Genomic DNA, 11,657 nt, shown 5'->3' on the forward strand with positions numbered 1-11,657 from the left:
GGCCCCGTCCGCCGGCGCGCGGCCTCGGCGGCGCCTCGCGCCCGATCGAGGTTCCGGCCGCGCTCGCCGACGCGGTCAAGGCGCTGGCCCGGCAGGAGGGGGTGACGCCGTTCACCCTGATGCTGGCGGCCTATCATGTGCTGCTCGGCCGTCTGTCGGGACAGGAGCGGGTGGCGGTCGGCTCCCGCGCCTCGGGCCGGCTCGATCCGGGCTTCAACGACGTGGTCGGCTACTTCGTCAATCCGTTCGTGGTGGGCGTCGAGCTGAACATGGAGGCGCCGTTCCGCGCCTTCCTCGCCCACGCCCACGCCACCGTGCTCGACGCCATGGAGCGGCAGGCGTTTCCGTTCCCGCTGATCGTGGAGCGGCTGCGGCCGAAGCGCGATCCGAGCGTCACGGCGCTGTTCCAGGCCTCGTTCGTGCTGCAGAAGGCGCAGCGCTCCGGCGGCGCGCTGGACCTGCTCGCGGGCGCCAAGACCGGCGAGACCGCGAAGCTCGGGCCGCTCACGATCGAATATTACGACATTCGCCAGCAGGAGGGTCAGTTCGACCTCGATCTGGAGCTGATCGACGCCGGCGGCGTGTTCTGGGGCTGGCTGAAATACGATCCGGCCCTGTTCGACGCCGACACCGTGGATCGTTTCGGCGCCCACTACATCCGGCTGCTGGAGAGCGTGGTCGCCGATCCGGCGACGCCGATCGGCCGGCTCGACCTTTTGACCGAGGCCGACCGCCGCTTCCTCGCGGACCGCAACCCGGCGCCCGAGCCGCTGCCCGCGCCGCCGCTCGTCCACCGCGCCTTCGAGGCGCGCGCCGCCGAGACGCCGGACGCCGTGGCGCTCACGTTCGAGGATGAGGAGGTCACCTATGGCGACCTCAACGCCCGCGCCAACCGGCTGGCGCATCACCTGATCGCGAAGGGCGTCCGGCCGGACGATCTGGTGGCGCTCTGCGCCGAGCGCTCCATCGAGATGGTGGTCGGCATCCTCGGCGTGACGAAAGCGGGCGGCGCCTATGTGCCGCTCGATCCGGCCTCGCCGAAGGACCGCCTCGCCTTCATCATCGGGGACAGCGCCGCGAAGCTCGTGGTGACGCAGGACGCGCTCGCCGGCCTGTTCGAGGGGACCGGCGCGGAGGTCGTCCGCATCGACGCCGACGGCGGCGAGATCGCGACCCGGCCCGCCTCGAACCCCGAGCCGGCGCTGACGGGGAGCAGCCTCGCCTATGTGATCTACACCTCCGGCACCACGGGGCGGCCCAAGGGCGTGCTGGTGGAGCACGGCAACGTGGCGCGGCTGTTCCAGCGCACCGCCCATTGGTACCGCTTCGGCCCCGACGACGTCTGGCTGCTGTTCCACTCCTTCGCCTTCGACGTCTCGGTGTGGGAGCTGTGGGGCGCGCTCGCCCATGGCGGCAGCATCGTGATCGCGCCGTTCCTCGTCACCCGCTCGCCGGCGGAGACGCTGAAGCTGATCGCCCGCCACAACGTGACGGTGCTGAACCAGAGCCCGTCCGCCTTCCGCCTGCTGGCGCCGGAGGAGGGGCGGCGGCCGCTGCCGGAGCCGCTCAGCCTGCGGCTGATCATCTTCGCGGGCGAGGCCCTGGATCTGCAAAGCCTGAGGCCCTGGTTCGAGCGCTATGGCGACCAGCGCCCGACCGTGGTCAACATGTACGGCATCACCGAGACCACGGTGCATTCCAGCTACCGCGTGGTGCGCGCGCCCGATCTCGACCGGCCGCGCAGCGCCATCGGGGTTCCGATCCCGGACCTGCAGCTGCGCCTGCTCGATCCCCGCGGGCTCGAGGTTCCGATCGGCGTCGCGGGCGAGATCCATGTGGGTGGTCCGGGCGTCACCCGCGGCTACCACGAGCGCGGGGAGCTGACCGCCGCGCGCTACCTGCCCGATCCGTTCACGGACGATTCCACGGCGCGGCTCTACCGCTCCGGCGACCTTGCCCGCTACCTGCCCGATGGCGACATCGAGTATCTCGGCCGCATCGACAAGCAGGTGAAGATCCGCGGCTTCCGCATCGAGCTCGGCGAGATCGAGGCCACGCTCGCCGACCATCCCGGCGTTTCCGGCGCCGTCGTCGCGGCCCGCGACGGCGGAGCGGGAGGCCAGCGCCTCGTCGCCTACATCGTCCCCGCCGGCGACGAGGCGCCTTCGGCCTCGGATCTGCGCGCCCATGTGTCGGCGCGGCTGCCCGATTACATGGTCCCGTCCGCCTTCGTCGCGATCGCGGCGGTGCCGCTCACCGGCAACGGCAAGCTCGACCATGCGGCGCTGCCCGAGCCCTCCGGCGAGGGCGCGGGCGCGGGCGTTCCGCCCCGCGACGCGGTGGAGCAGCGGCTCGCCGCCATGTGGGAGAAGCTGCTCGGCGCGCGCGACGTGGGCGTGCGCGACGACTTCTTCGAGCGCGGCGGCCATTCGCTGCTCGCCGTCCACCTGATGGCGGAGATCGAGCGCGCCTATGGCGTCGAGCTTCCGATCTCGACGCTGTTCCAGAACCCGACCATCGAGCAGCTCGCCGAGCGGCTGCGCTCGGGCGAGGGCGAGCTGCCCTGGTCGCCGCTGGTGCCGATCCGGGTGGAGGGCGACGAGGCGCCGTTCTTCTGTGTCGCGGGCGGCGGCGGCAACGTGCTCTATTACCAGCGCCTCGCCGCGAAGATGCCGCGCTCGCGGCCGTTCTACGGGCTGCAGCTTCGGGGCGTCGACGGCCGGTCGGAGCCGCTGACCTCGGTCGAGGCCATCGCCGAGGAATGCGTCGCCGCGATCCGCGCGGTGCAGCCGGCGGGGCCTTACCGGCTCGGCGGCCACTGCTTCGGCGGGCTGGTCGCGTTCGAGATCGCCCAGCAGCTGATGCGCCAGGGCGAGACGGTGGAGCGGCTCGCCATCCTCGACGCGCCCGCGCCGCGCGATGAGGCCGGTCGGCTCAACACCATCGAGGCGGACGACGACGCGGTCTGGCTCGCCAAGGTCGGAAGCGTGCTCGCGGAGGACGCCGGGACCGATCTCGGCATCCGCGAGGAGGACCTGCGGCCGCTGCCGGAGGACGAGCGCTACGCCTACGTCAAGGCGAAGCTGCAGGCCGCGGGCCTGATGCCGTCCGGCGACGCCGTGGCCCAGATCCGCGGCTTCCTGCGGGTCTTCGTCGCCAACAGCCGCATGCGCTACGCGCCGGAGAACCCCCGCCCCGTGCCGCTCGCCCTGTTCCGGGCCGCCACCTACCACCCCGACTACGACTACTCGGCGGCGGACGACGACGGCGCTGACGTGGCGTCCTCGACGCTCGGCTGGCGGGCCTTCGCCGCCGGCCCCGTCGCGGTGGCGGCGACGCCCGGCACCCACGTCACCATGCTGTCCGAGCCCCAGGTCGGCCACCTCGCCGACCGGCTCGCGCAGTTCCTCGACTGAACCTTCTTCGGGAGACGACGATCATGACGCTCGCAACGCTTCTGCGCCGGGTCGCCCTCGGCGCCCTCATCGCCGCCGCGCCGCTGTCAGCCAGGGCGGCCGAACCCTTCAGCCAGCTCGTGGCCTTCAGCGGCGCGCTGACCGACACCGGCAACTTCGCCTCGGAGAAGGGCGACTACCCGGCGCCGTTCTACAACAACCGCAACGCCAACGGCCCGCTCGCCATCGACGTGCTGGCGAAGCGCCTCGGCCTGAAGGCCGACGCCTCGCTGCATCTGGCGGGCAAGCAGGGCGGCACGAACTTCGCCGTCTCCGACGCGCTCGCGGGCGGCGCCGGCGCCCATGACCTGCCGAAGCAGGTCGACGCCTATCTGGCCCGCAACGACGGCAAGGCCGATCCGAAGGCGCTGCACTTCCTGTTCATCGGCGGCAACGACGTGGTGCTCGCCGTCCAGACCATGGACGACCGCGCCGCCGAAAAGATCCTCGACGACGCCGTGACGGGCATCGAGACCGCCATGGGCCGGCTGCAGGACGCCGGCGCGAAGACCATCTTCGCGCCCGACTTCATCGACATCGGCCACGCCCCGATCGTGAAAAAGTTCGGCCCCGAGGCGACCAAGCGCGCGACCCGGCTGTCCGCGCTCTACAACCAGAAGTTCGACGTCATGCTGGACCGCGTCCAGAAGGACGCGAAGTTCGAGCTGGTGCGCTGGCGCTTCGGCGACTTCGTCAACGGCCTGATCGCCCATGGGCCCGAGTTCGGCCTGACCAATGTCGACGGCGTCTGCCTCGACGACAAGGCCGCCTGCGATCCCGAAAAATACGTGTTCCTGACCGGCGAGTACCCCACCGCCAAGGTGCATGAGCTCGTCGGCTCCGCCATGGCGATCGCCGTGCTGGAGCGCGGCCAGCGCCCGCCGGCATCCTCGGCCCGCCCGATCGACTGACCGCGAAGCTCCCCCGCGGACACGCCACGCCCCATCGAGGAGAAGCCCATGCGCTCGACCATCGCTCTCGCCGCCGCTCTAACCGTCGCCATCGTCGCCCCCGCTTTCGCGGAGGCGCCCAAGGTTCGTCCCCAGCCGGTGCGGGGGGTGATCGAGTCATTCCAGAACGGGGCTCTCAACGTGAAGACGGCGGCCGGCCCCGTGGTGGCCGTGGCGCTCGCGCCCACCGTCGCGGTGGCCGGCGTCGTCAAGCGCGAGCTCTCCGACATCAAGGCGGGCGACTATGTGTCGTCCGCCGCCGCCCCCGGTCCCGACGGCGGGCTGCAGGCGCTCGAGGTTCACATCTTCCCCGAGGCGCTGCGCGGCCAGAACGAGGGGCAGGTCCCGTGGGACCTCGCCCCCGACGCGGTGATGACCAACGCCACCGTCGAGGGCGTGGTCGAGGCGCCGAAGGGCCGGACGCTCAAGGTGGCCTACAAGGGCCGCACGGCCGAGATCGTGGTGCCGGACGACGCGCCCGTGGTCTCGTTCACGCCGCTCGACGCCTCGGCGCTCACCGCCGGCAAGACCGTGTTCCTGCTGGCGATCCCCAAGGCCGAGGGCCTCGCCGCCGCGCAGGTGGTGGTGGAGACGGACGGCGTGAAGCCGCCCATGTGAGGCGGGCGCGCGACGGGACCGGCCCATGCTCGACATCGCCCTCGCTTTCGCCGCCGGCGTGCTGACCGTCGGCGCGCCTTGCGTGCTCCCCGTCCTGCCGGTGCTCTTCGGGGCCTCGGTCGGACGGACGAGCCGCTGGCGGCCGCTGTTCATCGCCGCGGGCTTCGTGGTCGCCTTCGCGGGGCTCGCGATCACGCTCAGCCTGTTCCCGACCCTGCTCGGCCTGTCGCCGAACACGATCCGGGGCGCGGCCATCGTGCTGCTCCTGGTGTTCGGCCTGCTGATGATCTGGCCGCGGCCGCTCGACTGGGTGACCGCGCGCCTTGGCGGCCTGTTCGGGCGCGCCCACGCCATCGGCGCCAAGGCGGGGCCGGGGCATCTCGGCGGCTTCGTGTTGGGCATGACGCTCGCGGTGGTGTGGACGCCCTGCGCCGGGCCGGTGCTGGGCTCCATCCTCACCCTGATCGCGACCCAGGAGGACGTGGCGCGTTCGAGCCTGCTGATCGCGGTCTACGCGCTCGGCTCCGCCGTGCCCATGGCGCTGATCGCCTATGGCGGACAGGCCGCGTCGACCTCCGCGCGGTCGCTCGCCCGCTACGCCCGCCCGGCGCAGCTCGTGTTCGGCGTCGTCACCGTCGCGGTCGCGCTGGCGATTTACTTCGAATACGACACCCAGGTCGTCGCCTGGCTGTCCCAATTCTATCCGAACGGAAAGGTGGGCCTGTGACGATGCTAGGTCGTGTTCGCGCGGCGCTCGTGGCGGTGGTGGCGGCGGCGTCCGCCGTGCCGGCCGCGGCCGAGCCCGCCCCGCCGCTGCAGAAGCTCGACGGCTGGCTGAACTCGAAGCCGCTGACGCTCGACGCGCTCAAGGGCAAGGTGGTCCTGATCGATTTCTGGACCTACGCCTGCGTCAACTGCGTCCGCACGCTGCCGACGCTGGTGAAGTGGCACGAGGCCTACAAGGACAAGGGCCTCGTCATCCTCGGCGTCCACACGCCGGAGTTCGCCTTCGAGCGCGATCCCGGCAACGTGGCCCGCGCGGTCGCGCGCTTCGGCATCGGCTATCCGGTGGCGCAGGACAACGCCTACGGCACCTGGCGCGCGTTCCGGGCCCGAGCCTGGCCGACCACCGTGCTGATCGACAAGGACGGCCAGATCGCGCTGCGGCACGAGGGCGAGGGCGGCTACGACGCCGTCGAGACGAAGATCGCCGAACTGCTGGCCGCGACCTCCGCCGGGGCGACGCCCGCGGCGGAGGCGAACCGGGCCGCGACGCCGGAAATCCATCTCGGCCTCATCCGCGTCGACCGGCTGGCGAGCCCGGAGACGCCCGCCGCCGGGCCGCAGGCCTACACCCGTCCCGCGAGCCTGCCCGCGAACGCCTTCGCGCTTCAGGGCCGCTGGCGGCTGGAGCCGGAAAGCGCCGCGCTAGAGCAGGACGGCGGAACCATCGCGCTGCGCTTCACGGCGGCTAAGGCGCATCTCGTCGCCAGCAGCGCCGAGCCGGTGGAGCTTGAAATCGAGGTCGACGGCGTCGCCCAGCCGCCCGTCCGCGTCGGGGAGGCGCGGCTCTACACGCTGTTCGACAGCGACGAGGGCCGGGAGCGGACGCTGATCCTCCGCGCCCCGAAAGCCGGGTTCAAGGCGTTCAGCTTCAGCTTCGGATGAAGATCGCGCGACACATGAAGTAAATATGACATTGTCATGCGACAAATAAATGTCTTGTCGGCCTTTCGACGCAATGGTTCAACGTATAGACAGAGACATGTGGGGGAATGACATGCGCCTGAAACGTATCGCCGCCGCGGCCGTCGCCGCGTCGCTCGCGCCGGCCGCGGCCTTCGCCGCCGATCTCGGCGTCGATCCCGTGGTCGAGGTTCCGGCCATCCGCCACGGCGGACCTTACGTGGCCCTCGGCGGCGGCGTGAATTTCCTGCAGAAGCAGGACATTCCGCATGTGGACGCGCCGTTCGGCCGCCAGCCCGGCGGCTGGATCCGCTCCGAGACCGGCTGGATCGCGCTCGGCAGCCTCGGCTGGGACTTCGGCAACGGTTTCCGCGTCGAGGCCGAGGCGAGCCACCGCCGCAACGGCTTCGACCGCGCCACCGCCGGCGCCCTGCTGAACGAGAAGGCGGGCGGCCGGCAGGAGACCACGGCCGTGTTCGCCAACGTGTTCTACGACTTCGATCTGGCGGCCTACGGGCTGAACACCTCGATCAAGCCCTATGTGGGCGCGGGCGTCGGCTACGGCTGGTCGCGCTGGAACAACGTCTATGTCACCAAGCCGGGCGAGTTCGTGCGCCATCGCGACACCGACGGCGGCGTGGCGCTGCAGGGAATCGTGGGCGCCGCCGCCCCGATCTCGGAGGGCCTGTCGCTGACCGCCGAATACCGGCTCATGAGCCTTCTGAGCGACCGCAGCTACAAGGGGCGGGTGGAGGAGTCGCGCTTCGGCTCGTTCCCCATCAAGACCAAGGTCGAGGACGGGCTGAACCATAGCGTCCTGATCGGCCTGCGCTACGCCTTCGGCTCCTGAGGGCCCGGCCATGGCGTTCCTGTCCGAACCGGAGCCGTCCCGCGGCCGTCCGCTGCGGCTGGTGAAGGGCGTGCGGCGGATCGTGGCGCCGAACGCCGGCGCGATGACCTATCACGGCACCAACACCTACCTGATCGAGGGCGAGCGGGGCGCGCTCGTGCTCGATCCGGGCCCCGACGACGCCGCCCATGTGGCGGCGATCGTCGAGGCCGCGGGCGGGGCGGTGGAGGGCATCCTTCTCAGCCACCACCACCGCGACCATGTGAGCGCCGCGCCGGCGCTGAAGGCGGCGACCGGCGCGCCGGTCTACGCCCACCCCGCGGCCGCGGGCCTCGGCGTCGCGGTGGACGAGACGCTGGACGAGGGCGACCGCATCGCCGGGCTCGAAGTGCTGCACACCCCCGGCCACGCGCCGGACCATCTGGCCTTCGCCCGGCCCGACGGCGTGCTGTTCACCGGCGACCACGTCATGGCCTGGTCGCAGACCTCGGTGCTGGCGCCGGGCGGCGGCGATCTCACCGACTACATGGCGAGCCTGAAGCGCCTGCTCGCCCGGGGCGACAGCATCCACCTGTCCGGCCACGGGCCGCCGCTCGCCAATCCGCGCGGGCACATGGAGGACCTGCTGCGGGAGCGCGAGGCGCGGGAGGTCGCGGTGCGCAAGGCGCTCGACGACGGCGCGGCGACGCTGGCCGAGGTGCTGGACACGCTCTATCCGCGGCTCGACGCCCATGTGCGCCCGCTCGCGGAGCGCAGCATCCAGCCCTATCTCGACCGCATCGCCGCGGCGGCCTGACCGGGCGGCTGCGAGGCCCCACGCCTCCGGGGATCGACGGCGGCGTCGCGCGGGCGTAAAGCCGGGAGGCGGCCGGGACCCATGGCCGCGTCCGAGGCGAGAGCGCCCATGCCGCCCCATGCTGCCCTGTTCGCCGCCGCGCTGGCGCTCGCCGCGCCTGTGATCGCCGCGCCTGTGACGGCCCGCGCCGCCGACTACGAACCGCGTCTCACCCTCGACGTCCGATCCGCCGGGCCGCGCACCGTGGCGCTGACGCTGGACGCCTGCTCCGGCGCGACCGACCTGCGCGTGCTGGACGCGCTGATCGCCGACAACGTGCCGGCGACCTTCTTCATCACCCGCCGCTGGCTCATGGGCAACGCCGAGGCCTTCGCGCGCATGCGGGCGCGGCCGGACCTGTTCGAGATCGAGAACCACGGCGACTGGCACGTGCCGGCCATCACCGACGCGCCTTCCATGTTCGGCATCCCGACCGCCGGTTCGCTCGACGCGGTGCGGCGGGAGGTGGAGGGCGGCGCGAGGGCGATCGAGGGCGCGACCGGCGTCCGGCCGCGCTGGTACCGTGACGCCACCGCCCGCTACAGCCGCGACGCGCTCGACGCCATCCGCGCCGACGGCCACCGCATCGCGGGCTTCTCTCTCAACGGCGACATGGGCGCCTCGCTCCCCGCCGCCGCCGTCGCCCGCCGCATCGCGGCCGCCCGCAACGGCGACGTCATCATCGCCCATGTGAACCAGCCGAAGCGCCCGGCGGGCGCCGGCGTGGTGGAGGGCGTGCGGCTGCTGAAGGCGAACGGCGCGCGCTTCGTGCGGCTGAACGATCTGCCGTCGATCGAGACGGACGGCGCGCCCGCGCCCGGCGGCGCCGGCTGGCCCCGGGCGGTGGCGGCGAAGCCGGCGCCGAAGGCGCTGACGCCCTCGACGGCGCCGACGCCTGCGGCGTCCGTCACGCCCCGCTGAGGAAGTCGATCACCAGCTTCACGTTGAGCGCCACGATCACCGCCGCCACCAGGGCTGCGAGAACGCTCATCCAGCGCGGAGCGACGAAGGCCCCCATCTTGGACCGGCTGGCGGTGAACCACACCAGCGGGATCACCGCGAAGGGCAGCTGCAGGCTCAGCACCACCTGGCTCAGCACCAGCAGCTTGGCCGTGCCGCTTTCGCCGTAGAGCAGCGTGACGGCGATCGCCGGCGCGATGGCGATGGCGCGGGTGATCAGCCGGCGCAGCCAGGGCGCGAGCCGGATGCGCAGGAAGCCCTCCATCACCACCTGACCGGCGAGCGTCGCCGTGACGGTGGAGTTCAGCCCGCAGCACAGCAGCGCCACGCCGAAGGCGGTGGCCGCCATCGCGCCGCCGAGCAGCGGGCCGAGCAGCGTGTGCGCCTCGCCGAGCTCCGCCACCTCGGTGCGGCCGTTCATGTGGAAGGCGGCGGCGGCGAGGATCAGGATCGAGGCGTTGATCAGGAAGGCGAAGGACAGCGCCACGGTGGAGTCGAGGGTGGCGAAGCGGATCGCCTCCCGCTTGCCGGCCTCGTCCCGGCCATAGGCGCGGGTCTGCACCACGGAGGAGTGCAGGTAGAGATTGTGCGGCATCACGGTCGCGCCGACGATGCCGAGCGCGATGTAGAGCATGGCCGGATTGGTGACGAGATCGGTGGTCGGCGCGAGGCCGCGGATCACCTGTCCGAAGTCCGGGTCCGCCATGGCGAGCTGGATCGCGAAACAGGCGGCGATCACCATCAGCAGGCCGATCACGAAGGCCTCGATCCAGCGGAAGCCGATCCGCTGCAGCATCAGCACCAGGAACACGTCGAGCGCGGTGATGATCACGCCGATCTCGAGCGGTATGCCGAACAGCAGGTTGAGGCCGATCGCGGTGCCGATGACCTCGGCGAGGTCGGTGGCGCAGATCGCCGCCTCCGCCAGGATCCACAGCACGAAGGCGACCGGCTTCGGGAAGGCGTCGCGGCAGGCCTGCGCCAGATCGCGGCCGGCGCCGACGCCGAGCCGCGCGCACAACGCCTGCAGCAGGATCGCCATCAGGCTCGACAGCGCCACCACCGCCATCAGCGTGTAGCCGAACTGGGAGCCGCCCGCGAGCGAGGTCGCCCAGTTGCCGGGGTCCATGTAGCCGACCGCCACCAGATAGCCGGGGCCGAAGAACGCGAGGAAGCGGCGCAGCGGAGAGCGCCCGCCCACCCGCACCGAGGCGTTCACCTCCGCGAGCGAGGCTTCGCCGGGACGCCCCCGCCAGCCGGAGAAGGGGGAGTCGGTCACGGTGTCGGAGGCTTGGGTCATGGGGCCGCGCGTCGCTGTCTGGAACGCTTTTGAGTGTCGTTCGCAACAAAAGTTTTTGCAAGTGGTTCTCAGAAGCAATTTTGCGCTGCACCTGCGGCCAAGGTTTCGCTGTTGGGGCGCGGCTTGAAATGCGGCGGCGGTTCGATGGGCGGCGAGGGGAGGCGGGAGATCAAACGGCGCGGGGGAGCCGGCGTGCGTCGCCGCGCGGAAGGGCGAGCGGGCGGTGCAAGGGGCGCGGCGGGCGGTCCGTGCCTTGCGCCGTCGTGCGATCGTCGGGAGCGGATCGACGGCGCTTGGCTATGCGGCCAGCGCGGTGCGGAACGTCTCGCGCGGGGGGATCACTCATATTGTCTATGAAAAGGATAGAGTATATAAGCGAGGTGAATTCAGGAGAAACCCATATGGGCCTTGTGAAAAATTTCGACGTGATGGCGCTTGCCGCGGCCGTCGTGGTCGTGGGCGCCGTCGTCATCGGCGCGTTCTGAAGGCTGTGGCGGGGCCGTCGCGCAGGGCGTGACGCGGGCGCGGCAAGGCTCGCCTGCGCGCTCTCCGAAGGTCTCGATCCGGCGCGGACTACGCCGTCCCGGCGCGCCAGGCGCGGCCGGGGGGCCGCAAAAGAAAACGGGGCGCTGTGGAGCGCCCCGTTTTCTTTTGTCGTCGCGATCGAACGGCCCGTGCAGGGCCGTGAGGATCACTCGGCGCGCAGGTTCGCGGCCTTGGTCTTGCCACGCTCCATCACCACCTCGAACGCCACCTTCTGGCCTTCGACGAGGGTGTGCAGGCCCGAACGCTCGACGTCGGAAATGTGCACGAACACATCCTTCGAGCCGTCGTCCGGCTGAATGAAGCCATAACCCTTCTGGGTGTTGAAGAACTTGACGGTGCCGCTCGGCATGATCGCCTCCACATGAGCAAGCGCTTGTGCGCAAAAGACCGACGGCGGATGGACGCCGGTCGTGCGCAATCCGAATTTGGCTCGTGTCGTAGAGGCAGTAGCTTTCGG

10 protein-coding genes are annotated in these 11,657 nt (G+C 71.4%); 8 read left to right on the forward strand and 2 right to left on the reverse strand.

Annotation, left to right across the window (positions count from 1 at the left end):
• The 8 genes from ACFQ4O_RS04450 to ACFQ4O_RS04485 form a co-directional block, all read left to right on the forward strand.
• The coding region (locus ACFQ4O_RS04450; protein ID WP_378774444.1) for a non-ribosomal peptide synthetase at window positions 1-3,416 on the forward strand (3,416 nt) is incomplete at its 5' end.
• Window positions 3,417-3,439: 23 nt separating this feature from the next.
• The gene (locus ACFQ4O_RS04455) at window positions 3,440-4,366 is read left to right on the forward strand and encodes an SGNH/GDSL hydrolase family protein (RefSeq protein WP_378774445.1); all 927 of its coding nucleotides are present in this window, start codon (window positions 3,440-3,442) and stop codon (window positions 4,364-4,366) included.
• 48 nt (window positions 4,367-4,414) lie between these two features.
• On the forward strand, window positions 4,415-5,023 hold the full coding sequence (locus ACFQ4O_RS04460) for a hypothetical protein (RefSeq protein WP_378774446.1): 609 nt from the start codon (window positions 4,415-4,417) through the stop codon (window positions 5,021-5,023).
• A gap of 25 nt (window positions 5,024-5,048) precedes the next feature.
• Entirely contained in the window at window positions 5,049-5,750 is a 702-nt protein-coding gene (locus ACFQ4O_RS04465; RefSeq protein ID WP_378774447.1) for a cytochrome c biogenesis CcdA family protein, read from the forward strand.
• 2 nt (window positions 5,751-5,752) lie between these two features.
• Window positions 5,753-6,691: a redoxin family protein gene (locus tag ACFQ4O_RS04470; protein ID WP_378774448.1), complete on the forward strand. Its 939-nt coding sequence runs from the start codon at window positions 5,753-5,755 to the stop codon at window positions 6,689-6,691.
• 112 nt (window positions 6,692-6,803) lie between these two features.
• On the forward strand, window positions 6,804-7,559 hold the full coding sequence (locus ACFQ4O_RS04475) for an outer membrane protein (RefSeq protein WP_378774449.1): 756 nt from the start codon (window positions 6,804-6,806) through the stop codon (window positions 7,557-7,559).
• A 10-nt stretch (window positions 7,560-7,569) separates the two neighbouring features.
• Window positions 7,570-8,355 (forward strand): MBL fold metallo-hydrolase, encoded by a 786-nt coding sequence (locus ACFQ4O_RS04480; protein WP_378774450.1) that lies wholly within the window; start codon window positions 7,570-7,572, stop codon window positions 8,353-8,355.
• 108 nt (window positions 8,356-8,463) lie between these two features.
• Window positions 8,464-9,315, forward strand: a complete 852-nt coding sequence (locus ACFQ4O_RS04485; protein ID WP_378774451.1) for a polysaccharide deacetylase family protein — start codon at window positions 8,464-8,466, stop codon at window positions 9,313-9,315.
• Here ACFQ4O_RS04485 and ACFQ4O_RS04490 read toward each other — a convergent pair.
• Window positions 9,302-10,654, reverse strand: a complete 1,353-nt coding sequence (locus tag ACFQ4O_RS04490; RefSeq protein ID WP_378774452.1) for an Nramp family divalent metal transporter — start codon at window positions 10,652-10,654, stop codon at window positions 9,302-9,304. The two genes, ACFQ4O_RS04485 and ACFQ4O_RS04490, sit on opposite strands and share 14 nt — an antisense overlap.
• 691 nt (window positions 10,655-11,345) lie before the next feature.
• Window positions 11,346-11,549, reverse strand: coding sequence for a cold-shock protein (locus tag ACFQ4O_RS04495; RefSeq protein ID WP_378774453.1), 204 nt, complete (start codon window positions 11,547-11,549; stop codon window positions 11,346-11,348).
• Window positions 11,550-11,657: the final 108 nt, after the last annotated feature.

The organism is Methylopila musalis, from assembly GCF_042679725.1.
Classification (GTDB): domain Bacteria; phylum Pseudomonadota; class Alphaproteobacteria; order Rhizobiales; family Methylopilaceae; genus Methylopila; species Methylopila musalis.